20 protein-coding genes and 1 tRNA gene are annotated in these 21,848 nt (G+C 61.3%); all 21 read right to left on the bottom strand.

The annotated features are described in order from the left end of the window. Window positions 1–2 precede the first annotated feature (2 nt). Entirely contained in the window at window positions 3–281 is a 279-nt protein-coding gene (rpsS, locus tag C8348_RS20440; protein ID WP_106755161.1) for a 30S ribosomal protein S19, read from the bottom strand. Between the two features lie 12 nt (window positions 282–293). Further along, window positions 294–1,127, bottom strand: a complete 834-nt coding sequence (gene rplB, locus C8348_RS20435) for a 50S ribosomal protein L2 (RefSeq protein WP_106755160.1) — start codon at window positions 1,125–1,127, stop codon at window positions 294–296. Window positions 1,128–1,144: 17 nt separating this feature from the next. Next, window positions 1,145–1,438 carry a 50S ribosomal protein L23 gene (locus C8348_RS20430; protein ID WP_106755159.1) on the bottom strand — a complete coding sequence of 98 codons (294 nt, stop codon included), beginning with the start codon at window positions 1,436–1,438 and terminating at the stop codon, window positions 1,145–1,147. Continuing rightward, window positions 1,435–2,055, bottom strand: coding sequence for a 50S ribosomal protein L4 (gene rplD / locus C8348_RS20425; protein ID WP_106755158.1), 621 nt, complete (start codon window positions 2,053–2,055; stop codon window positions 1,435–1,437). The genes C8348_RS20430 and rplD overlap by 4 nt, the downstream gene beginning before the upstream one ends. Beyond that, entirely contained in the window at window positions 2,055–2,762 is a 708-nt protein-coding gene (rplC, locus tag C8348_RS20420) for a 50S ribosomal protein L3 (RefSeq protein ID WP_106755157.1), read from the bottom strand. Before rplC ends, rplD begins: the two co-directional genes overlap by 1 nt. 23 nt (window positions 2,763–2,785) lie before the next feature. Beyond that, on the bottom strand, window positions 2,786–3,094 hold the full coding sequence (gene rpsJ / locus C8348_RS20415) for a 30S ribosomal protein S10 (protein ID WP_013652482.1): 309 nt from the start codon (window positions 3,092–3,094) through the stop codon (window positions 2,786–2,788). Window positions 3,095–3,161: 67 nt separating this feature from the next. Further along, window positions 3,162–4,352: an elongation factor Tu gene (tuf, locus tag C8348_RS20410; RefSeq protein WP_106755156.1), complete on the bottom strand. Its 1,191-nt coding sequence runs from the start codon at window positions 4,350–4,352 to the stop codon at window positions 3,162–3,164. Window positions 4,353–4,399: 47 nt separating this feature from the next. Further along, window positions 4,400–6,475 (bottom strand): elongation factor G, encoded by a 2,076-nt coding sequence (fusA, locus tag C8348_RS20405; RefSeq protein ID WP_106755155.1) that lies wholly within the window; start codon window positions 6,473–6,475, stop codon window positions 4,400–4,402. Window positions 6,476–6,499: 24 nt separating this feature from the next. Then, window positions 6,500–6,970, bottom strand: coding sequence for a 30S ribosomal protein S7 (gene rpsG / locus C8348_RS20400; protein ID WP_106755154.1), 471 nt, complete (start codon window positions 6,968–6,970; stop codon window positions 6,500–6,502). Window positions 6,971–6,980: 10 nt separating this feature from the next. Next, window positions 6,981–7,352 (bottom strand): 30S ribosomal protein S12, encoded by a 372-nt coding sequence (gene rpsL / locus C8348_RS20395; protein ID WP_106755153.1) that lies wholly within the window; start codon window positions 7,350–7,352, stop codon window positions 6,981–6,983. A 711-nt stretch (window positions 7,353–8,063) separates the two neighbouring features. Beyond that, on the bottom strand, window positions 8,064–8,366 hold the full coding sequence (locus C8348_RS20390) for a regulator (protein WP_341871600.1): 303 nt from the start codon (window positions 8,364–8,366) through the stop codon (window positions 8,064–8,066). Window positions 8,367–8,430: 64 nt separating this feature from the next. Next, a complete protein-coding gene (gene rpoC / locus C8348_RS20385) occupies window positions 8,431–12,630 on the bottom strand; it encodes a DNA-directed RNA polymerase subunit beta' (protein ID WP_106755152.1) in 4,200 nt (1,399 codons plus the stop codon). Between the two features lie 102 nt (window positions 12,631–12,732). Next, the gene (gene rpoB, locus C8348_RS20380; RefSeq protein WP_106755151.1) at window positions 12,733–16,866 is read right to left on the bottom strand and encodes a DNA-directed RNA polymerase subunit beta; all 4,134 of its coding nucleotides are present in this window, start codon (window positions 16,864–16,866) and stop codon (window positions 12,733–12,735) included. Between the two features lie 187 nt (window positions 16,867–17,053). After that, window positions 17,054–17,425, bottom strand: a complete 372-nt coding sequence (rplL, locus tag C8348_RS20375; RefSeq protein ID WP_106755150.1) for a 50S ribosomal protein L7/L12 — start codon at window positions 17,423–17,425, stop codon at window positions 17,054–17,056. A 63-nt stretch (window positions 17,426–17,488) separates the two neighbouring features. Then, window positions 17,489–18,007: a 50S ribosomal protein L10 gene (gene rplJ, locus C8348_RS20370; RefSeq protein WP_106755149.1), complete on the bottom strand. Its 519-nt coding sequence runs from the start codon at window positions 18,005–18,007 to the stop codon at window positions 17,489–17,491. 315 nt (window positions 18,008–18,322) lie between these two features. Further along, window positions 18,323–19,018, bottom strand: a complete 696-nt coding sequence (gene rplA, locus C8348_RS20365) for a 50S ribosomal protein L1 (protein WP_106755148.1) — start codon at window positions 19,016–19,018, stop codon at window positions 18,323–18,325. 5 nt (window positions 19,019–19,023) lie between these two features. After that, window positions 19,024–19,452, bottom strand: coding sequence for a 50S ribosomal protein L11 (gene rplK, locus C8348_RS20360; protein ID WP_106755147.1), 429 nt, complete (start codon window positions 19,450–19,452; stop codon window positions 19,024–19,026). Window positions 19,453–19,597: 145 nt separating this feature from the next. Beyond that, window positions 19,598–20,131, bottom strand: a complete 534-nt coding sequence (nusG, locus tag C8348_RS20355; RefSeq protein WP_106755146.1) for a transcription termination/antitermination protein NusG — start codon at window positions 20,129–20,131, stop codon at window positions 19,598–19,600. Between the two features lie 38 nt (window positions 20,132–20,169). Beyond that, window positions 20,170–20,367 carry a preprotein translocase subunit SecE gene (gene secE, locus C8348_RS20350; RefSeq protein WP_106755145.1) on the bottom strand — a complete coding sequence of 66 codons (198 nt, stop codon included), beginning with the start codon at window positions 20,365–20,367 and terminating at the stop codon, window positions 20,170–20,172. Between the two features lie 104 nt (window positions 20,368–20,471). Next, window positions 20,472–20,547, bottom strand: a tRNA-Trp gene (locus C8348_RS20345). 119 nt (window positions 20,548–20,666) lie between these two features. Further along, window positions 20,667–21,848: elongation factor Tu (gene tuf, locus C8348_RS20340; protein WP_106755144.1), on the bottom strand; the 1,182-nt coding region annotated here is incomplete at its 5' end.

The raw sequence follows: 21,848 nt of genomic DNA, 5'->3' as shown, positions 1-21,848 counted from the left end.
CGTTACTTCCTCTTCGCCTTCTTGTCGGCGCCATGCCCGTAGTAGGTCCGGGTCGGCGAGAACTCGCCGAGCTTCTGACCGATCATTTCTTCAGACACCAGCACCGGAACGTGCTTCTGCCCGTTGTAGACGCCGAAGGTCAAGCCGACGAACTGCGGCAGGATTGTCGAGCGGCGGCTCCAGGTCTTGATGACCTCGTTGCGGCCAGTCTCGCGAACCTTGTCCGCCTTCTTCAGCAGATACCCGTCGACAAACGGACCTTTCCAGATCGAACGTGTCACGATCCGTACCTCTTAACTCTTGCGCGCATGACGGCTACGAACGATGAATTTCGCCGTAGACTTGTTGCGACGCGTGCGCTTGCCCTTGGTCGGCTTGCCCCACGGGGTAACCGGATGACGGCCACCCGAGGTGCGGCCTTCGCCACCACCGTGCGGATGGTCAACCGGGTTCATGGCAACACCGCGAGTATGCGGACGAATGCCAAGCCAGCGGGAACGACCGGCCTTGCCCAGGTTGATGTTGCCATGGTCCGGGTTGGACACGGCGCCAATCGACGCCATGCAGGTACCCAGGACACGGCGCTGCTCGCCGGACATCAGGCGCAGGACGGTATAGCCCTGGTCGCGACCGACGATCTGAACGAAGGCACCGGCAGAGCGAGCGATCTGACCGCCCTTGCCCGGCTTGAGTTCCACGTTGTGCACGATGGTGCCGACCGGGATAGAGGCCAGCGGCATCGCGTTGCCCGGCTTCACGTCGACAGCCTGACCGGCGACGACACTGTCACCTACGGCGAGGCGCTGCGGCGCAAGGATGTAAGCCAGTTCACCATCTTCATAGCGGATGAGTGCGATGAAGGCGGTGCGGTTCGGATCGTACTCGAGCCGCTCGACGGTGGCTGCAACGTCGAACTTGCGACGCTTGAAATCCACCAGACGATAGCTGCGCTTGTGACCACCACCGACATTGCGGGCCGTCAGACGACCGCGGTTGTTACGGCCGCCGGTCTTGTTCAAGCCTTCGGTCAAAGTCTTGACCGGCTTGCCCTTCCAAAGATCGGCGCGGTCCACCTGAACCAGCTGGCGCCGGCCGGGGGACGTGGGGTTAAATGTCTTGAGTGCCATTTTTTCCTGTCCCCGCCTCAGAGCCCGGTGGTCACGTCGATGGACTGACCTTCAGCAAGCGTCACGACAGCCTTCTTGTAGTCAGACTGCTGGCCGATACGGCCGCGGAAACGCTTGACCTTACCCTTGCGAACCAGCGTGTTCACTGCAGTGACCTTGACCCCGAACAGGGCCTCGACCGCTGCCTTGATCTCCGGCTTGGTCGCCGTCTGGGCCACCTTGAAGACCACCTTATTCTGCTCGGCAGCCATGGTCGCCTTCTCGGTAATCACCGGGCTGACGATCTTGTCGTAGTGAGCGACCTTGCTCATTTGAACCGCTCCTCGATGGCCAGCACCGCAGCCTTGGTCAGGACCAGGGTGTTGCGACGCAGGATGTCATAGACGTTGATGCCCTGAACCGGCAGAACGTCGATGGACGGGATGTTGCGGGCTGCAAGCGCGAAGTTCATGTCGATCTCCGAGCCGTCAATGAACAGCGCGTTGGCCAGACCCAGCTTGCCGAACTTTTCCTTCAGCATCTTGGTCTTTGCCTCGGCCGCCTTGGCGTCCTCGACGATGATCAGCGAACCAGCCTTGATCTTGGAAGACAGTGCATGGGCAAGACCCAGTGCACGAACCTTCTTCGGCAGATCATGGGCATGATCACGCACAACCGGACCGAAAGCCTTACCACCGCCGCGGAACTGCGGTGCCTTGCGGTTGCCGTGACGGGCGCCGCCCGAACCCTTCTGGCGCACGAACTTCTTCGTGGTACCAGAGACTTCAGACCGGCCCTTGGTCTTGTGCGTACCAGCCTGGCGCTTGGCAAGCTGCCAGCGCACCACGCGGTGGATCAGATCCGTGCGCGGCTCGAGACCAAAGATCTCGTCCGACACCGTGATCGAACCGGCGGCCGAACCTTCGAGGGTTTTGACCTCAAGTTCCATCACTCACTCTCCTTGCCCGAGGCTGCCGCGTCGACGGCCCGGAATGCGCCCGGAACCGGCACGCCTTCCGGCAGCGCCTTCTTGACGGCGTCGCGAACCAGGATCCAGCCGCCCTTCGAACCCGGGACAGCGCCTTCGATCATGATCAGACCGCGCTCCACGTCCGTCCGGACAACCTTGAGGTTCTGCGTGGTCACGCGGGCATCGCCCATATGACCAGCCATCTTCTTGCCCTTGAACACCTTGCCCGGATCCTGCCGCTGGCCGGTCGAACCGTGCGCGCGGTGAGACACCGAGTTACCGTGCGAAGCGCGGCCACCACCGAAGTTGTGGCGCTTCATGACACCGGCAAAGCCCTTACCAATCGAGGTGCCCGTCACGTCGACGAACTGACCTGCGATATAGTGGTCGGCAGTGATCTCCGAACCAACGTCAATCAGGTTGTCCTGGCTGACGCGGAATTCGGCGATCGTGCGCTTCGGCTCGACCTTGGCAACGGCGAAATGTCCGCGCATCGCCTTCGGCGTGTTCTTTACTTTAGCTGCACCGGCGCCAAGCTGCAGCGCGGTATAGCCGTTCTTTTCCTCAGTACGATGAGCAACGACCTGGCACTTTTCCAGCCGCAACACAGTGACCGGAACATGCTCGCCAGCATCATTATAGATGCGCGTCATGCCCACCTTCTGAGCGATCACTCCAGAACGCATTGGCGTATCCCCTTTGATCCGACTCAGAGCTTGATCTCAACGTCGACACCGGCCGCCAGATCGAGCTTCATCAGAGCATCAACCGTCTGCGGGGTCGGATCGACGATGTCGAGAAGGCGCTTATGCGTGCGCATCTCGAACTGATCACGGCTTTTCTTGTCGATATGCGGACCGCGAAGCACGGTGTACTTCTCAATCCGCGTCGGCAGCGGCACGGGTCCCCGCACCTGCGCACCGGTCCGCTTCGCCGTGTTCACGATCTCCCGGGTGGAAGCATCAAGAATACGGTGATCGAATGCCTTGAGGCGGATCCGGATATTCTGACCGTTCATTTCAGATTTCCCGATTAGGCAGCTCCCCTGCCCTTCGCATCAGGCGAAGGGCAGAAAAGCCAGCCACTTACTCGATGATGGAAGCAACGACGCCGGCGCCGACGGTACGGCCGCCTTCACGAATTGCGAAGCGCAGGCCGTCTTCCATGGCGATCGGAACGATCAGCGTGACGACGACAGAGATGTTGTCGCCCGGCATGACCATTTCGGTGCCTTCCGGCAGTTCAACGATGCCCGTCACGTCGGTCGTGCGGAAGTAGAACTGCGGACGGTAGTTCGTGAAGAACGGCGTATGACGGCCGCCTTCTTCCTTGGTCAGGATGTAGGCCTCAGCCTTGAACTTCTTGTGCGGCTTGACCGTACCCGGCTTGCACAGAACCTGACCACGCTCAACGTCCTCGCGGCCAACGCCACGAACCAGAGCGCCGATGTTGTCGCCAGCCTGGCCCTGATCGAGCAGCTTGCGGAACATTTCAACGCCGGTCACGGTCGTCTTGCGGGTGTCGCGGATGCCGACGACTTCGACTTCCTCGCCAACCTTGACGATGCCGCGCTCGACACGCCCGGTCACCACGGTGCCACGGCCGGAGATCGAGAACACGTCTTCGATCGGCATCAGGAACGGCTGGTCGATCGGACGCTCCGGGGTCGGGATGTAGGCGTCGACTGCGTCCATCAGGGCGCGAACAGCGTCGCGGCCGATGGCAGCGTCACGGTTTTCGACAGCCGCCAGGGCCGAGCCCTTGACGATCGGAATGTCGTCGCCCGGGAAGTCGTAGGACGACAGCAGCTCGCGCAGCTCCATCTCGACGAGTTCCAGCAGCTCTTCGTCGTCGACCTGGTCGACCTTGTTCATGAACACCACCAGAGCCGGCACGCCGACCTGACGGGCGAGCAGGATGTGCTCGCGGGTCTGCGGCATCGGGCCGTCGGCGGCCGAGCACACCAGGATCGCGCCGTCCATCTGGGCGGCACCGGTGATCATGTTCTTGACGTAGTCGGCGTGACCCGGGCAGTCGACGTGCGCGTAGTGACGGTTGGCCGTCTCGTACTCGACGTGGGCCGTGGAGATCGTGATGCCGCGGGCCTTTTCTTCCGGCGCTGCGTCGATCTGGTCATAGGCCTTGGCAACTGCACCGCCAACTTCCGCCAGCGTCATGGTGATCGCTGCGGTCAGCGTCGTCTTGCCGTGGTCAACGTGGCCAATCGTGCCAATGTTCACGTGCGGCTTCGTGCGCTCAAACTTTTCTTTTGCCATCGGATTGCTCCGCTTTCTTTAATTTCTTGTCAAAGACGGTGGGTGGTTCAGGCGTACTTCGCCTGAACCTGGTCGGCCACGGCCTGCGGCACCTGCTCGTAGTGATCGAAGACCATCGAGTACTGAGCGCGGCCCTGCGACATCGAGCGCAGGTTGTTCACGTAGCCAAACATGTTGGCCAGCGGGACCATCGCGGTGATCGCGGTGACGACACCACGATCTTCCGTACCGTTGATCTGCCCACGGCGGGAGTTCAGGTCGCCGATGACGTCGCCCATGTAGTCAGCCGGGGTTACGACCTCGACCTTCATGATGGGTTCGAGCAGCTTCGGACCAGCCTTGGCAATGCCCTCACGGAAACCGGCGCGTGCGGCGATTTCGAAGGCCAGGACCGAGGAGTCCACATCGTGATACGCACCATCCGTGAGGGTCGCCTTGATGTCGACCATCGGGAAGCCGGCGATCGGACCCGAGGACATGACGCTCTCGATGCCCTTGGTGACGCCCGGGATGTATTCCTTCGGAACCGAACCACCGACGATCGAGCTTTCGAAGGCATAGCCTGCGCCAACTTCGTTCGGCTCGATCACCAGCTTGATGCGGGCGAACTGGCCGGTACCACCGGTCTGCTTCTTGTGGGTGTAGTCCACTTCGGCACGGCGGGTGATCGTCTCGCGATAGGCCACCTGCGGAGCGCCGATGTTGGCTTCCACCTTGAATTCACGACGCATGCGGTCGACGATGATGTCGAGGTGAAGTTCACCCATGCCGGCGATGATCGTCTGGCCGCTTTCCTCGTCGGTCTTGACGCGGAAGGACGGATCTTCAGCAGCCAGGCGGTTGAGCGCGAGGCCCATCTTTTCCTGGTCGCCCTTGGTCTTCGGCTCGACGGCGATCTCGATCACCGGCTCGGGGAATTCCATGCGCTCCAGGATCACCGGCTTGGTCGGGTCACACAGGGTGTCACCCGTCGTGGTGTCCTTCAGACCTGCGATGGCAACGATGTCACCTGCATAGGCGATTTCGATGTCGTCACGGCTGTTGGAGTGCATCTGCATCATGCGGCCGACGCGCTCCTTCTTGTCCTTAACGGTGTTCTGCAGGGACGTGCCCTTGCTCAGAACGCCCGAGTAGATACGGCAGAAGGTAAGCGAACCGACGAACGGGTCGTTCATGATCTTGAACGCCAGCATGGACAGCGGCTCTTCGTCCGAGGACTTGCGGGTCACTTCACCCTCGGTCTTCGGGTCGATGCCCTTGATCGCCGGAACGTCCAGCGGGCACGGCAGGTAGGCCACAACGCCATCCAGCAGCGGCTGAACGCCCTTGTTCTTGAAGGCCGAGCCGCAGAAGATCGGAATGAAGTCTGCGTTGATCGTACCCTTGCGGATCAGAGCATGCAGCGTCTCGTTGTCCGGCTCGACGCCTTCCAGGTAGGCTTCCATAGCAGCCTCATCGACCTCGACAGCCGTCTCGATCATGAGGTCGCGGAATTCCTTGGCCTTGTCGACGAGGTCAGCCGGGATCTCGACTTCATCCCAGGCAGCGCCCAGGGTTTCATCGCGCCAGATCAGAGCCTTCATCTTGATCAGATCGACAACACCGGCGAACTCGTTCTCGGCACCTACAGGGATCTGCACGCAGATCGGCTTGGCACCCAGACGGGTCTTGACCATCTCGACGCAGCGGTAGAAGTCCGCACCGAGCTTGTCCATCTTGTTGACGAAGATCATGCGCGGCACGCGGTACTTGTCCGCCTGGCGCCACACGGTCTCGGTCTGCGGCTCGACGCCAGCGTTCGCATCCAGAAGGGCGACCGCACCGTCAAGCACGCGCAGGGAGCGCTCCACCTCAATGGTGAAGTCCACGTGACCCGGGGTGTCGATGATGTTCAGGCGCTTTTCATTCCAGAAAGCGGTGGTCGCGGCCGACGTGATGGTGATGCCGCGTTCCTGTTCCTGTTCCATCCAGTCCATGGTGGCAGCGCCGTCATGGACTTCACCGATCTTGTGGCTCTTACCCGTGTAAAACAGGATACGCTCGGTGGTCGTGGTCTTGCCGGCATCAATGTGAGCCATGATGCCGAAGTTGCGGTAGTCCTCGATCTTGTGCGTACGAGACATGGCGTCAGCCCTTTAACTCTAGGATTACCAGCGGTAGTGCGAGAAGGCGCGGTTCGCGTCCGCCATGCGGTGCGTATCTTCGCGCTTCTTGACGGCCGAGCCACGGTTGTTGGCGGCGTCGAGGACTTCGCCCGACAGACGGTCAACCATCGTGGTCTCGTTGCGATTGCGGGCCGCATTGATCAGCCAGCGGATCGCCAAGGCCTGGCGACGATCAGCACGAACTTCTACGGGAACCTGGTAGGTTGCACCACCGACGCGGCGGGAGCGAACTTCCACCTGCGGCATGACGTTCTCGAGAGCGGCATGGAACACCTCGATCGGGTTCACACGTGCCTTCTTCTCGATGACGTCGAAGGCGCCGTAAACGATACGTTCAGCGGTCGACTTCTTGCCATCGTACATGATGGAATTCATGAACTTCGTGACGATGATGTCACCGAACTTCGGGTCCGGAATGATTTCACGCTTCTCGGCGCTATGACGACGGGACATCTAACGCTCCTTACTTCGGCCGCTTCGCGCCGTACTTCGAACGACGCTGCTTACGGTTCTTGACGCCCTGCGTGTCGAGCACGCCGCGGATGATGTGGTAGCGAACGCCCGGCAAATCCTTGACGCGGCCGCCGCGGATCATCACGACAGAGTGTTCCTGCAGGTTGTGGCCTTCGCCCGGAATGTAGCCGATGACTTCGAAGCCATTGGTCAGACGCACCTTGGCGACCTTACGAAGCGCCGAGTTCGGCTTCTTCGGCGTCGTCGTGTAAACACGGGTGCACACGCCACGCTTCTGCGGGCAGGCCTGCATGGCCGGCACCTTGTTCCGCTTCGGCGGGTCCTTCCGCGGCTTGCGGATCAGCTGGTTGATGGTCGGCATTCTGTGCCCTTTACCTTTGCCATCCAAAATTCATCTGCAACTCTGCTTCTCGCAGATTCCAGTCAAACGGAATCGCGCCTCAGCCATGCCAAACGGCATGGGAGGCGCTGCGAAAACCAGAGGACCACGATGTTACTCGCGGTCATGCAATCGACGCGTATTCGCCTTTGAACCCGGCAGCGTTTAAGTTTTCAGGTTCCTTGCTAGGTCGCTGGAACACATCAGGACTTACCGCCTGCCATCGGGATGCGCGGAAACTACCCACGCCCCCGCCTCACGTCAAGGGAAATCTCAGGAATTCCTTGGGCTCGAGGGCTCTGGCTCCGACAGAGCCTGATTTCCAGGCCACGTCCGTCACATAGAGCATTAATGCCCACTTTTGCCCGTGTTTCACGCAATTTTATGTCCCTCGGCGGAGTGGACCGTCACCCGGCGCAGGTCAGCCATGCGGCGCAGCCACCCCATTATTAAGGCAGATTCGCCGGACACCCCCGCATTTGCGCTGATTCTGGTCCTGCTTTTTGCTTTGCTGGTTAACGCTGACTGAGTCCCTGCCCCAGGAATCGCAGCAGGGGCGTAAATGCCTGATTCACGCATGCCAGAAGCTGCTCCAGGCTCGCCCTGGGCGCAGCGCCTGAGTCCCTGCCCCCAAGACAGCAAAAAGGCCCCGCGCTGAGCGCAGGGCCTCTATCCGCAGTCCGGGTGAACGGTCTACTCGCTCTTGAAGGCGATCACGGCGACATTGCCATCGAGCGCATCCTGATAGGCATCGTCATATGTCTCGTCGTCGGGCTCACCGGCCAGCACGCCGATCTGATCGAGTTCGGCAAGCGCATAGCCATTGGCCGACAGCGCTTCCAGCGCCCGCTGGATGGCCGTCTCTTCATCGGGGCCCGTCAGCAGCACATGCACGGCGATGGCATCCTGGGAAGCACCCTCCTGATCCTCCCACACCCGACCGACAACGATAAAGACGATCGGCTCGTCGGCGGCGTCATTGTCATTCATAGCCATCGCGGCCTCCCTGTTTGTCAAAAAGAAAGGCCGCCAGTGCGGCGGCCTTTCCAGATGATCTGACTTACTCGGCCGCGCCGGACAGATCTTCCAGCAGGCCTTCGGCCGCGCTGCCATCGGAGCGCTTGCGGCGCTCGTCCAGGATGAGATCGTCGCGGTGCGTCGCGATCTGGCGGATCCGCTTCATCACGCCGCCTGTGCCGGCGGGGATCAGACGGCCGACGATTACGTTCTCCTTCAGGCCGACCAGCGGATCGGTCTTGCCATTGACGGCGGCCTCGGTGAGGACGCGCGTCGTCTCCTGGAAGGAGGCGGCAGAGAAGAACGAACGGGTCTGCAAGCTCGCCTTGGTGATACCAAGGAGAACCGGCACGCCCTTGGCCGGTGTCTTCGCCTCGTCAACGATGCGCTCGTTGACTTCCTCGAAGTCGATCCGGTCAACCTGTTCGCCGGGGAAGAACTCGGTCTCGCCGGAATCGGTGATCTCGATCTTCTGCAGCATCTGGCGAACGATCACCTCGATGTGCTTGTCGTTGATCACCACGCCCTGGAGCCGGTAGACTTCCTGGATCTCATTGACGAGATAGGCCGCCAGCGCCTCGACGCCCTTGACCGCAAGAATGTCATGCGGGGCCGGGTTGCCGTCGAGGATGTATTCGCCCTTCTCGATGGCATCACCTTCCTGCAGGTGGAAGTGCTTGCCCTTCGGGATCAGGTATTCAACCGGTTCCATCCCCTCGTCATTCGGCTCGACGATCACGCGACGCTTGTTCTTGTAGTCGCGGCCGAAGCGGATGGTACCGCTGATCTCGGCGATGATCGCGTGATCCTTCGGACGACGGGCTTCGAACAGTTCCGCCACGCGCGGCAGACCACCGGTGATGTCCTTGGTCTTGGCACTTTCCAGCGGGATACGTGCGAGCACGTCACCTGCCTTCACACGGCTGCCCGGCTGAACCGAGAGAATGGCGTCCACGGACAGGAGCAGACGCGCGTCCGTGCCACGGGCCACCTTGGCGATTGTGCCGTTCTCGGTCTTGACCACGACGGCCGGCTTCAGGTCCTGGCCACGCTGCGACGTACGCCAGTCAATGACGACGCGCTTGGTGATGCCGGTCGCCTCGTCGGTCGTTTCCTGTACCGATGCACCGTCCAGGAGGTCCTCGAAGTCGACCACGCCATCCACTTCCGACAGCATCGGACGGGTATACGGATCCCACTCTGCAATGCGCTGGCCACGCTTGACCGCATCACCATCATCGACATGCAGCTTGGAGCCATATGTGATGCGGTGCACGGCGCGCTCGTTGCCATCGCTGTCGACAACGACCATCGACATGTTGCGGACCATGGCGATGAGGTTGCCATCGCTGTCGCGCGCCACCGACCGATTGCGCATGCGGATCGTGCCATCGACGTTGGATTCGATGAAGGACGAGTCCACCACCTGGGCCGTACCACCGATGTGGAAGGTACGCATGGTCAGCTGGGTACCCGGCTCACCGATCGACTGCGCGGCAATAACGCCGACAGCCTCACCCATGTTGACAGGCGTACCGCGTGCCAGGTCACGGCCATAGCAGGTGCCGCAAACGCCGGTCTCGGTCTCGCAGGTCAGCACGGAGCGGATCTTGATCTGCTGCACCTTGGCAGCCTCGATCACTTCCACGTCCTTCTCGTCGATCATCCGGCCACGCGGGACGATGATCTCGCCGGTCGCATGGTTGAACACGTCTTCCGCCACCGTACGGCCGAGGACGCGCTGTCCAAGGCTGGCGATAACCTGGCCGGCATCGACAATCGCCTGCACGGTAATGCCGTTCTCCGAACCGCAATCCCGCTCGATGATGATCGAGTCCTGCGCCACGTCGACGAGACGGCGGGTCAGGTAACCCGAGTTCGCGGTCTTCAACGCCGTATCGGCCAGACCCTTGCGGGCGCCGTGAGTGGAGTTGAAGTACTCGAGAACCGACAGGCCTTCCTTGAAGTTCGAGATGATCGGGTTTTCGATGATCTCGCCCGACGGCTTGGCCATCAGACCGCGCATACCGGCCAGCTGCTTCATCTGGGCCGGAGAACCACGCGCACCGGAGTGCGACATCATGTAGACCGAGTTCATCGGCTTCTGACGACCAGTCTCCTCGTCGATCTGAACCGCCTGAATGCGCTTCATCATCTCGTCGGCGACGCGGTCGGTGCACTTGGCCCAGGCGTCAACGACCTTGTTGTACTTCTCACCCTGGGTGATCAGACCGTCATTGTACTGCTGCTCGTACTCGGCAACCATCGCGGCCGTCTCGCCGACCAGCTTCTGCTTGGTCTCCGGGATCACCATGTCGTCCTTGCCGAACGAAATGCCGGCGCGGCAGGCGTTGACGAACCCGAGCTGCATGATCCGATCGCAGAAGATGACCGTCTCCTTCTGACCGCAGGCGCGGTAGACGGTGTCGATCATCCGCGAGACTTCCTTCTTCGTCATCAGCTTGTTGCAGGTGTCGAAGGGAACCTCGAAATGCTTCGGCAGCAGTTCGGCGATCATCATGCGGCCAGGGGTGGTCTCATGGATCTGCGAAACCGGATTGCCATCGGCATCCACGGTCTTGAAGCGGCCACGGATCTTGGTGTGCAGCGTGATGACCTTGTTGGCCAGGGCGTGCTGAAGCTCGCCCATGTTGCCGAACACCATGCCCTCGCCCGGCTCTTTCTCCGCCATGATCGACAGGTAATAGAGGCCAAGAACGATGTCCTGCGAGGGAACGATGATCGGGCCACCGTTCGCCGGATGCAGGATGTTGTTGGTCGACATCATCAACGTGCGCGCTTCGAGCTGAGCTTCCAGCGAGAGCGGAACGTGCACGGCCATCTGGTCACCGTCGAAGTCGGCGTTGAAGGCCGAGCAGACGAGCGGGTGCAACTGGATCGCCTTGCCCTCGATCAGGGTTGGCTCGAAAGCCTGGATGCCCAGACGGTGCAGCGTCGGCGCGCGGTTCAGCAGCACCGGATGTTCGCGGATCACCTCGTCGAGGATATCCCAGACTTCCGGACGCTCCTTCTCCACCAGCTTCTTCGCCTGCTTCACAGTCGAAGAGAAGCCCTTGGCGTCGAGACGCGAGTAGATGAACGGCTTGAACAGCTCCAGTGCCATCTTCTTCGGAAGACCACACTGGTGCAGCTTCAGTTCCGGGCCCACGGTGATGACCGAACGGCCGGAATAGTCGACGCGCTTGCCGAGCAGGTTCTGACGGAAGCGGCCCTGCTTGCCCTTGAGCATGTCGGACAGCGACTTCAGCGGACGCTTGTTGGCACCGGTGATCACACGGCCACGGCGGCCGTTGTCGAACAGGGCGTCAACGGATTCCTGCAGCATGCGCTTTTCGTTGCGGATGATGATATCCGGCGCACGCAGCTCGATCAGGCGCTTCAGGCGGTTGTTGCGGTTGATCACGCGGCGGTACAGATCGTTCAGATCCGATGTCGCGAACCGGCCGCCATCCAGCGGAACCAGCGGGCGAAGATCCGGCGGAATGACCGGAATGACGGTCATGATCATCCATTCAGGCCGGTTGCCGGACTGCTGGAAGGCTTCGATGATCTTCAGGCGCTTGGCCAGCTTCTTCGGCTTCAGCTCGGTCGTTGCCTCGGCGATCTCGACACGCAGGCGCTCGCTTTCGCGGTCCATGTCGAGCGCCATCAGAAGCTCGCGGATCGCTTCCGCGCCAATCATGGCGGTGAAGCTGTCCTCGCCGTACTCGTCCTGCGCCGTCAGATAGTCTTCTTCCGAGAGCAGCTGATGCTGCTTCAGCGGGGTCAGACCCGGCTCGAGAACGACATAGTTCTCGAAATACAGGACGCGCTCCAGATCCTTGAGCGTCATGTCCAGCAGAAGGCCGATGCGCGACGGCAGCGACTTCAGGAACCAGATGTGCGCCACCGGAGCGGCCAACTCGATATGGCCCATGCGCTCACGGCGCACGCGCGACAGCGTGACTTCCACGCCGCACTTTTCGCAGATGACGCCCTTGTACTTCATGCGCTTGTACTTGCCGCACAAGCACTCGTAGTCCTTGATCGGGCCAAAGATGCGCGCACAGAACAGACCGTCGCGTTCAGGCTTGAACGTACGGTAGTTGATCGTTTCCGGCTTTTTGATCTCGCCAAAAGACCACGACATGATCTTTTCGGGGCTGGCGAGGGAGATCCGGATCTGGTCGAAGGTCTGCGCGGGAGCCTGCTGGTTGAACAGGTTCATGACCTCATGATTCATGGGCTCTCTCCTTCGATGCGCGGATAGGGAGCGGGCTGAACAGCCCGCTCCCCTTACCCGGCACGGTATATCTTGTATCAATCGTTGTCATGCCCGCGGAGTTCACTCCGCCGCGTCAGCCGCGGGCTCGTCATTGTTCAAGAGTTCGTTCTGCTGCAGTTCGACATTGAGACCGAGCGAACGCATTTCCTTCACGAGAACGTTGAAGCTCTCCGGAATGCCCGCCTCGAACGTGTCGTCGCCGCGAACGATAGCCTCGTAGACCTTGGTACGCCCGGCGACGTCATCCGACTTCACCGTCAGCATTTCCTGCAGCGTATAGGCTGCACCATAGGCCTCGAGTGCCCAGACCTCCATTTCACCGAAGCGCTGGCCGCCGAACTGCGCCTTGCCACCCAGCGGCTGCTGGGTCACGAGCGAGTAAGGTCCGATCGAACGGGCGTGGATCTTGTCGTCCACCAGGTGGTGCAGCTTGAGCATGTAGATGTAGCCCACGGTGACCTTGCGATCGAAGGTTTCACCCGTGCGCCCGTCATACAGCGTCGACTGCCCGCTCGGATCGAGACCGGCAATGTTCAGCATGTCGACGATGTCAGGCTCATGCGCACCGTCGAACACCGGCGTTGCGATGGACACACCCCGACGGACCTGCTCTGCCAGAAGCACGACGCTCTGGTCGTCGTAGTCCTTGACCGCATCGCCCTTGATGTTGTCGCCATAGATCTCGACGATCTGGCCCTTCAGCGCCTGGATTTCGCCCGACTTGCGATACTCGTCATAGAGTTCGCCGATCTTGCGACCCATGCCCGCACAGGCCCAGCCCAGGTGGGTTTCAAGGATCTGACCAACGTTCATGCGCGAAGGCACGCCGAGCGGGTTCAGAACGATGTCCACATGAGTGCCATCGGCGAGGAACGGCATGTCCTCGTTCGGGTTGATCTTGGAGACCACACCCTTGTTACCATGGCGGCCGGCCATCTTGTCGCCCGGCTGGATCTTGCGCTTCACGGCGACGAAGACCTTGACCATCTTCATGACGCCCGGGGGCAGCTCGTCACCGCGCTGCAGCTTGTCGACCTTGTCGATGAACCGCTGTTCGAGACGCTTGCGGCTCTCGTCATACTGACCGCGCAGGGCTTCGATCTCGCTCATGAACTTTTCATCGTCCACGGCAAACTGCCACCACTGCGACCGCGGGAACTCGGCCAGCACTTCGCCGGAGAGAACCGTGTCCTTCTTCGAGCCCTTCGGACCGGAGATGGCGGTCCTGCCACGCAGCATCTCTGCCAGGCGGCCGTAGACGTTGCGGTCCAGAATGGCCTGCTCGTCATCACGGTCCTTGGCCAGGCGCTCGATTTCCTCGCGCTCGATGGCCATCGCACGCTCGTCCTTTTCGACGCCGTGACGGTTGAACACGCGGACTTCGACGACCGTTCCGGTCACGCCGGGCGGCAGGCGCAGGGACGTGTCGCGCACGTCAGAAGCCTTCTCGCCGAAGATGGCGCGCAGGAGCTTTTCTTCCGGCGTCATCGGGCTTTCGCCCTTCGGCGTGATCTTGCCGACGAGGATGTCGCCCGGCTTCACTTCGGCGCCGATGTAGACGATGCCGGCTTCGTCGAGGTTCTTCAGCGCTTCTTCCGAAACGTTCGGGATGTCGCGCGTGATTTCTTCCGGCCCAAGCTTGGTGTCACGGGCGGCGACTTCAAACTCTTCCAGGTGGATAGAGGTGAAGACGTCATCAGACACGATGCGTTCGGACAGGAGGATGGAGTCCTCGAAGTTGTAGCCGTTCCACGGCATGAACGCGACGAGCACGTTGCGGCCGAGCGCCAGATCACCCAGATCGGTCGACGGGCCGTCGGCGATGATGTCGCCCTTGCCGATCACGTCGCCCACCCGCACCAGCGGACGCTGGTTGATACAGGTGTTCTGGTTCGAACGCTGGAACTTCATCAGGCGGTAGATGTCGACGCCCGACTTGGACGGATCGAGATCTTCCGTGGCGCGGATAACGATACGAGTCGCATCGACCTGATCGACCACACCGCCGCGGCGCGCACCGATGGCAGCGCCGGAGTCACGGGCCACGATCGGCTCCATGCCGGTGCCGACGAACGGAGCTTCGGCGCGAACCAGCGGAACGGCCTGACGCTGCATGTTCGAGCCCATGAGCGCGCGGTTCGCGTCATCGTTCTCAAGGAACGGAATGAGCGCGGCTGCAACAGATACGAGCTGCTTCGGCGACACGTCCATAAGGTCAACGCGCTCGGACGGAACGAGCATGTTTTCACCGGCGTGACGGCAGGTGACCAGTTCGTTCACAAAGCGGCCAGTCTCGTCCATCTGGGCGTTGGACTGGGCGACGTAGTGCTTCGCCTCTTCCATGGCCGACAGATAGACCACGTCATTCGATACGACGCCGTCCTTCACCTTGCGGTACGGGCTTTCGATGAAGCCGTACTTGTTGACACGGGCAAAGGTCGCCAGCGAGTTGATCAGACCGATGTTTGGGCCTTCCGGCGTCTCGATCGGGCAGATACGGCCGTAGTGCGTCGGATGCACGTCGCGGACTTCGAAGCCGGCGCGCTCGCGGGTCAGACCACCAGGTCCAAGGGCCGACAGGCGGCGCTTGTGCGTCACTTCGGACAGCGGGTTGGTCTGGTCCATGAACTGCGACAGCTGCGAGGAACCGAAGAACTCGCGCACGGCGGCAGCCGCCGGTTTCGCGTTGATCAGATCCTGCGGCATCACCGTGTCGATCTCGACGGAGCTCATGCGCTCCTTGATCGCACGTTCCATGCGCAAGAGGCCGACGCGGTACTGGTTTTCCATCAGCTCGCCGACAGAGCGGACGCGGCGGTTGCCGAGGTTGTCGATGTCGTCGATCTCGCCGCGGCCATCACGCAGGGCCAGCAGCAGCTTGATGACGGCAAGGATGTCCTCCTTGCGCAGGGTGCGCACGGTGTCCGGGCAGTCGAGATCAAGACGCATGTTCATCTTGACGCGGCCGACGGCCGACAGGTCATAGCGCTCTGCGTCAAAGAACAGCGACTGGAACATCGCCTCGGCGCTGTCCAGCGTGGGCGGCTCGCCCGGACGCATGACGCGATAGATGTCGAAGAGCGCGTCCTCACGCGACTCGTTCTTGTCAACGGTCAGCGTGTTGCGGATATACGGACCGGTGTTGACATGGTCGATGTCGAGCACGGACAGCTCTTCATAGCCACGCTGCACCAGTTCATCGAGCATCTTCGCGGTGATCTCGTCGCCGGCTTCGGCGTAGATCTCACCGGTCACGTAGTCGACGACGTCCTCGGCCAGATACTGGCCGTGCAGGTCCTCGTCAGTGACCTTCAGCGCGGTCACGCCCTTTTCGACCAGCTGCTTGATCGTGCGCGCGGTGACCTTGCGGCCAGCCTCGATCACGACTTCGCCGGTGTCGGCGTCGACCAGATCATAGAAGGTCTTATTGCCCTTCAGGCGATCGCCATCGAACGGCATGCGCCAGGCGCCCTTGCCCGACCGCTTGTATTCGACGCGCTCATAGAAGGTGTTCAGGATTTCTTCGCCGTCGAGGCCGAGCGCCATCAGCAGGGAGGAAACCGGGATCTTGCGGCGGCGGTCGATACGCGCATAGACGATGTCCTTGGCGTCGAACTCGATGTCGAGCCAGGACCCGCGATACGGGATCACGCGGGCAGCAAACAGCAACTTGCCGGAAGAGTGTGTCTTGCCCTTGTCATGATCGAAGAATACGCCCGGCGAGCGGTGCATCTGCGAGACGATCACACGCTCGGTGCCGTTGACGACAAAGGTGCCGTTGTGCGTCATGAAGGGCATGTCGCCCATGTAGACGTCCTGCTCCTTGATGTCCTTGACGGACTTGGCGCCGGTGTCTTCATCGACATCAAACACGATGAGGCGGAGCGTCACCTTCAGCGGGGCAGCAAAGGTCATGCCACGCTGACGGCACTCGTCAACGTCGTACTTGGGGGTATCGAATTCATACTTCACGAATTCGAGCAAAGCCGTGCCGGCAAAATCGGAGATCGGGAATACGGAACTGAAGACCGCCTGGAGGCCTTCATCCCCACGCCCGCCCTTGGGCTCGTCGACCTGCAGGAACTGGTCGTACGAAGCCTTCTGCACCTCGATGAGGTTGGGCATGGCCGTGACATCGCGGATCGATCCGAAAAACTTCCGGACACGCTTGCGACCGTTGAACGTAAGAGTCATTGTCGCTCCTCGCATCGCCTGGGTGACGGCTGTCCGCAACGCCCCTTATCCAATCGGACCCACTGGGTCCAGGCGCTTCGGATAACCGTCCCCTATCTGGGACTGACGCCCCGGAAACGGGTGGCACCCGCCGGGGCTGGATATGCGGTCCCGGGAGCCCCGGGACCGCGATTTCATCTGAAGTCGATTACTTCAGTTCGACCTTAGCGCCAGCTTCTTCAAGCTTCTTCTTCAGGTCTTCAGCTTCAGCCTTGGAGACCTGCTCCTTGACAACCTTCGGGGCGCCTTCGACGAGTTCCTTGGCTTCCTTCAGGCCGAGACCGGTGATCGCACGGACTTCCTTGATCACGTTGATCTTCTTGTCGCCAGCGTCAGCCAGGACGACGTCGAATTCGGTCTGTTCTTCAACGGCAGCAGCCGGAGCAGCGGCAACGGCAGCAACGGCCACCGGAGCAGCGGCGGACACGCCCCACTTCTCTTCGAGCATCTTGGACAGCTCAGCAGCTTCCATGACGGTCAGTGCGGACAGGTCTTCGACCAGCTTGTTCAGATCAGTCATTTTATTTACCTTACGTTCGAACCAATAGTCTTTTTACAGACAGTGTTGTTTGGGTGGGGCGCCTTATGCGGCCTCGTCCTTCTTGGCATACGCGCCGAAGACGCGGGCAAGCTGCCCGGCCGGAGCGTTGACAACCTGGGCGATACGGGTTGCAGGGGTCTGGATCATGCCCACCAGGCGTGCACGCAGCTCATCGAGCGACGGCATCGTGGCGAGAGACTTGACGCCTTCCGCATTCAGGTTGGTCTTACCCAGAGCACCGCCGAGGATGACGAACTTGTCCGTCGTCTTGGCGAATTCGACCATTGCCTTCGGGGCCGCGACCGGATCGTTTGAAAACGCGATCAGGGTCGGGCCCTTGAACAGGCCGCCGATGTGCTCCAGTTCAGTGCCTTGAAGGGCAAGTTTCACAAGGCGGTTCTTGGCAACTCTGACGGACCCGCCGGATTCGCGCACCTTAGACCGCAGGGCGGTCATCTGGGCAACCGAGAGACCCGCATAGTGCGCAACGACCACAACCGTAGTGCCAGACAGCACTTCGTTGAGGGACGTCACGAACTCGTGCTTTTCCGCTCTTTCCACTTGCCTACTCCAATTGGTGGCGTTGCCGCCACCGGTTTGCCTTTGCCGTTCCGCGCCAGGGCCGGTTGTCCGGACCACACGCGAGACGACGCTCAGGGTTCCTGTCCCCCCTCGCCTCGCAGGCAGCGCGGCAAGGCAGTTGGTTCGAACGGGTTCTGACGCCTTTTGGGCGATGAAACCTCTGTTCTTACCCATCTATGCAGGCCCATTCGGCTTAAACCGGTTTCCCGGCACCTGCAGTCTCGGACAGGGATGACCCGGCCTTGCGGTCGGGCCAGATCCCCCCGGGGTTACCGGGGGGAACTTCGTTGCGGCTTAGCCGTTGATCGAGGCCAGCTCGACCTTGACGCCCGGGCCCATGGTCGAGGACAGCGCGACGCGGCGCAGGTACTGACCCTTGGAGCCGGACGGCTTTGCCTTCTGGACGGCATCTAGCAGCGCGCGGATGTTCTCGACCAGGGCATCCTGGGAGAACGACAGCTTGCCGATGCCGGCGTGGATGATACCAGCCTTCTCGACGCGGAACTGCACTGCGCCGCCCTTGGCGTCACGCACGGCCGAAGCCACGTCCGGGGTCACCGTACCAACCTTCGGGTTCGGCATCAGGCCGCGCGGGCCGAGAACCTTACCGAGGCGGCCGACGAGCGGCATCATGTCCGGGGTCGCAATGCAGCGATCGAAATCGATCTTGCCGCCCTGGACTTCGTTGACCAGCTCTTCTGCACCGACGATGTCGGCACCAGCAGCCTTGGCTTCGTCAGCCTTGTCGCCACGTGCGAACACGGCGACGCGAACCGTCTTGCCGGTGCCGTTCGGCAGCACGCAGACGCCGCGGACCATCTGGTCGGCGTGACGCGGATCAACGCCCAGGTTGATGGCGATTTCGACGGTCTCGTCGAACTTCACCTTGGCCCGGTCCTTGATCATGACCAGGGCGTCATTCAGGGCGTAGGTCTTGTTGCGGTCGATGCCTTCGCGAGCCGCACGGATGCGCTTACCAATCTTCGCCATTGTACTTACTCCGTGACCTCGAGGCCCATCGAACGGGCAGAACCCTCAACCATGAGCATTGCAGCCTCAACATCGTTGGCGTTGAGATGCTTCATCTTGGCCAGAGCGATGTCGCGAACCTGCGCCTTGGTCACCGAACCGACAGTTCCCTTGCCCGGGGTCTTGGAACCGGACTTGATGCCTGCGGCCTTCTTGAGGAAGAAGCTCACCGGAGCTGTCTTGATCTCGAAGGTGAAGGAGCGGTCAGAGAAATACGTGATGACGACCGGGCACGGAGCGCCCTTCTCGATATCCTGGGTCTGGGCGTTGAACGCCTTGCAGAACTCCATGATGTTGAGGCCGCGCTGACCCAGCGCCGGACCGATCGGGGGCGACGGCGTGGCAGAACCAGCAGCCACCTGCAGCTTGATGTAACCTTCAATTTTCTTCGCCATACTGCTCTCCTATTAAGCATGCCGGGCGACCGGCGTTCAGGAGTGGTGGTATGGATTGGCGGCCCGGCGAAGGCCCGCTTTTCCTGCCACCCTTTACTGGCAGGCGGAACTCCGCCTGCTGCAGCCACGCGGGCTGCCGTTCGGGTCAGCCGAGCTTGTCGACCTGACCGAATTCAAGTTCAACCGGGGTCGGACGACCAAAGATCGAAACCGCCACCTTGAGACGCGCACGCTCATCATCAACTTCCTCGACAAGGCCGGAGAAGGACGCGAACGGACCGTCGGACACACGCACCTGCTCGCCGACCTCGAAGCTCACGGACGGCTTCGGACGGTCGACGCCTTCCTGGACCTGGTTCAGGATGCGCAGGGCTTCCTTTTCCGAGATCGGCATCGGCTTCTGTTCGGCGCCGAGGAAACCGGTGACCTTCGGGGTGTTCTTGATGAGATGGAACGCCTCGTCGGTCATATCCATCTTCACCAGGACATAGCCCGGGAAAAACTTGCGCTCGGCATCGACCTTACGACCCCGGCGCACCTCAACGACCTTCTCCATCGGAACGAGAATTTCCTCGAAGAGATCGGACAAGCCCTTCTGCGCGGCTTTTTCGCGAATGGAATCGGCCACCTTCTTCTCGAAATTGGAATAGGCGTGCACAATGTACCAGCGCTTGGGCATGAGATCAGATCCGCATCTTGTATCGAGGTTACCGGTCGTCAGTTGCCGAGGCCGAGCAACAGACTGACACCCCAGCTCATCAGCTGATCGGCCACCAGGAAGAATATCGAGGCGACGAGAACCATCAGGAACACCATGATGGTCGTGACGACGGTTTCCCGGCGGGTCGGCCAGATAACCTTCGAAGCCTCGGAGCGCACCTGCTGGATAAACGTAAATGGATTGGTCTTGGCCATTCCGGTCCCGATTTTTTCACGACGAGCGGGCGCGCAGAATCATCCGCGCGCCCCGCCCGAGTGGTCCTCTTTAAGGCCTCGGCGGCCAATCTGCAAGAACAAAATGGCAGGGGCAGCAGGGCTCGAACCCGCGACCTGCGGTTTTGGAGACCGCCGCTCTACCAACTGAGCTATACCCCTGCACGGGCGATGGCGAACCACCGCCCTATCTCGCTAGTGTTTAGCCCCTGCCTTGCCAGTTAGGCAAGCAAAATCAGGGACTAGGCGGTGCCAGCTCTGCAGCTGGCACCAGCATCACCTTACTCGATGATGGAAGCAACGACGCCGGCGCCGACGGTACGGCCGCCTTCACGAATTGCGAAGCGCAGGCCGTCTTCCATGGCGATCGGAACGATCAGCGTGACGACGACAGAGATGTTGTCGCCCGGCATGACCATTTCGGTGCCTTCCGGCAGTTCAACGATGCCCGTCACGTCGGTCGTGCGGAAGTAGAACTGCGGACGGTAGTTCGTGAAGAACGGCGTATGACGGCCGCCTTCTTCCTTGGTCAGGATGTAGGCCTCAGCCTTGAACTTCTTGTGCGGCTTGACCGTACCCGGCTTGCACAGAACCTGACCACGCTCAACGTCCTCGCGGCCAACGCCACGAACCAGAGCGCCGATGTTGTCGCCAGCCTGGCCCTGATCGAGCAGCTTGCGGAACATTTCAACGCCGGTCACGGTCGTCTTGCGGGTGTCGCGGATGCCGACGACTTCGACTTCCTCGCCAACCTTGACGATGCCGCGCTCGACACGCCCGGTCACCACGGTGCCACGGCCGGAGATCGAGAACACGTCTTCGATCGGCATCAGGAACGGCTGGTCGATCGGACGCTCCGGGGTCGGGATGTAGGCGTCGACTGCGTCCATCAGGGCGCGAACAGCGTCGCGGCCGATGGCAGCGTCACGGTTTTCGACAGCCGCCAGGGCCGAGCCCTTGACGATCGGAATGTCGTCGCCCGGGAAGTCGTAGGACGACAGCAGCTCGCGCAGCTCCATCTCGACGAGTTCCAGCAGCTCTTCGTCGTCGACCTGGTCGACCTTGTTCATGAACACCACCAGAGCCGGCACGCCGACCTGACGGGCGAGCAGGATGTGCTCGCGGGTCTGCGGCATCGGGCCGTCGGCGGCCGAGCACACCAGGATCGCGCCGTCCATCTGGGCGGCACCGGTGATCATGTTCTTGACGTAGTCGGCGTGACCCGGGCAGTCGACGTGCGCGTAGTGACGGTTGGCCGTCTCGTACTCGACGTGGGCCGTGGAGATCGTGATGCCGCGGGCCTTTTCTTCCGGCGCTGCGTCGATCTGGTCATAGGCCTTGGCAACTGCACCGCCAACTTCCGCCAGCGTCATGGTGATCGCTGCGGTCAGCGTCGTCTTGCCGTGGTCAACGTGGCCAATCGTGCCAATGTTCACGTGCGGCTTCGTGCGCTCAAACTTTTC

Origin of the sequence: Pannonibacter carbonis, assembly GCF_003012935.1 — a bacterium.
Taxonomy (GTDB): Bacteria; Pseudomonadota; Alphaproteobacteria; order Rhizobiales; family Stappiaceae; genus Pannonibacter; species Pannonibacter carbonis.
This window is presented reverse-complemented; position numbering and strand designations above follow the sequence as displayed.

Excerpts from the sequence above, each read along its gene's own strand:
- rpoC (WP_106755152.1), bottom strand. The coding sequence starts at position 12,630 with ATGAATCATGAGGTCATGAACCTGTTCAACCAGCAGGCTCCCGCGCAG.
- rpsG (WP_106755154.1), bottom strand. The coding sequence starts at position 6,970 with ATGTCCCGTCGTCATAGCGCCGAGAAGCGTGAAATCATTCCGGACCCG.
- nusG (WP_106755146.1), bottom strand. The coding sequence starts at position 20,131 with ATGCCCAAGCGCTGGTACATTGTGCACGCCTATTCCAATTTCGAGAAG.
- C8348_RS20430 (WP_106755159.1), bottom strand. The coding sequence starts at position 1,438 with ATGAGCAAGGTCGCTCACTACGACAAGATCGTCAGCCCGGTGATTACC.
- rpsJ (WP_013652482.1), bottom strand. The coding sequence starts at position 3,094 with ATGAACGGTCAGAATATCCGGATCCGCCTCAAGGCATTCGATCACCGT.
- rplB (WP_106755160.1), bottom strand. The coding sequence starts at position 1,127 with ATGGCACTCAAGACATTTAACCCCACGTCCCCCGGCCGGCGCCAGCTG.
- tuf (WP_106755156.1), bottom strand. The coding sequence starts at position 4,352 with ATGGCAAAAGAAAAGTTTGAGCGCACGAAGCCGCACGTGAACATTGGC.
- rplL (WP_106755150.1), bottom strand. The coding sequence starts at position 17,425 with ATGACTGATCTGAACAAGCTGGTCGAAGACCTGTCCGCACTGACCGTC.
- rplA (WP_106755148.1), bottom strand. The coding sequence starts at position 19,018 with ATGGCGAAGATTGGTAAGCGCATCCGTGCGGCTCGCGAAGGCATCGAC.
- rpoB (WP_106755151.1), bottom strand. The coding sequence starts at position 16,866 with ATGACTCTTACGTTCAACGGTCGCAAGCGTGTCCGGAAGTTTTTCGGA.
- rplD (WP_106755158.1), bottom strand. The coding sequence starts at position 2,055 with ATGGAACTTGAGGTCAAAACCCTCGAAGGTTCGGCCGCCGGTTCGATC.
- rplC (WP_106755157.1), bottom strand. The coding sequence starts at position 2,762 with ATGCGTTCTGGAGTGATCGCTCAGAAGGTGGGCATGACGCGCATCTAT.
- secE (WP_106755145.1), bottom strand. The coding sequence starts at position 20,367 with ATGGCCAAGACCAATCCATTTACGTTTATCCAGCAGGTGCGCTCCGAG.
- fusA (WP_106755155.1), bottom strand. The coding sequence starts at position 6,475 with ATGTCTCGTACGCACAAGATCGAGGACTACCGCAACTTCGGCATCATG.
- C8348_RS20390 (WP_341871600.1), bottom strand. The coding sequence starts at position 8,366 with ATGGCTATGAATGACAATGACGCCGCCGACGAGCCGATCGTCTTTATC.
- rplK (WP_106755147.1), bottom strand. The coding sequence starts at position 19,452 with ATGGCGAAGAAAATTGAAGGTTACATCAAGCTGCAGGTGGCTGCTGGT.
- rpsL (WP_106755153.1), bottom strand. The coding sequence starts at position 7,352 with ATGCCGACCATCAACCAGCTGATCCGCAAGCCGCGGAAGGACCCGCCG.